A 368-nucleotide genomic window follows, 5' to 3' on the forward strand; every position below is an offset into this window, starting at 1 on the left:
TGCCGGTGCCGGTCAGCCGGGAGGTGAAGCCGATGTCGTGGGCGAGGCGCGCTATGCCGAAGTCGCAGATCTTCACGGTGCCGTCGGGGAGCCGCATGATGTTCGCCGGCTTCAGGTCGCGGTGCACGATGCCCTGCTGGTGGGTGTAGGCGAGGGCGGCGGCGACCTGGTCGGCGATCTCGACGACGTCCGGGACGGGCAGCGGGTGGTGTTTGTTGTCCTCCAGGAGCTGGCTGAGGTTGCGGCCCTGGAGCAGTTCCATGACCAGGAACAGGATGCCGTCGGACTCGCCGAAGTCATGGACGACGGTGACCCCGCGGTGCTGGAGGGCGGCGGCCACGCGGGCCTCACGGCGGACCCGTTCTCGC

General features: G+C 69.6%; 1 protein-coding gene. It reads right to left on the reverse strand.

What is annotated here, in order from left to right:
- Window positions 1-368: protein kinase domain-containing protein (locus ACLZOT_RS50515; protein WP_416976059.1), on the reverse strand; the 368-nt coding region annotated here is incomplete at both ends.

This window comes from Streptomyces sp. 4F14 (assembly GCF_048159485.1).
Lineage (GTDB): Bacteria > Actinomycetota > Actinomycetes > Streptomycetales > Streptomycetaceae > Streptomyces.